This window comes from Mesorhizobium waitakense (assembly GCF_056431085.1).
This window is the reverse complement of the sequence record NZ_JBWKME010000095.1, coordinates 1-423: the sequence shown is the minus strand read 5'-3', so window position 1 is coordinate 423 and position 423 is coordinate 1.

Genomic DNA, 423 nt, shown 5'->3' with positions numbered 1-423 from the left:
TCAACTGGATGTTCTCTACCGAAAACGCACGCCTTAAGATGGCCAAAGCCTATCCCAAGCCGACTTCCAAAGAGTCATAACCTCTGTGCAGAGGTACTAGTTTGCATTACACAAATCCTTGCACACAACTAAAAAATGCGAAATATCGCTTTGTAAGCAATGGGTTGTGAAAAGGACATTCGGTCTTCTGGACCGAAGCGCACTGCAACGTGCGGCCGCGAGCCGTCTCGGCGACGCTGACTGTCATGTTATGCCTCGGCGTGTGTATCGGCGCGCAAGAGGACATCGTCAAAAATAACGCCGGCCTCATGGCTAATGGCTGACAGGGCGACTTGATAGCGTGCATATTCACCGGGCGCGAATTCCACTCCGAACCGATCGACGACGTCTTTCTGGGAAAGCCTGAAGCCGTAGGTGCGTAGG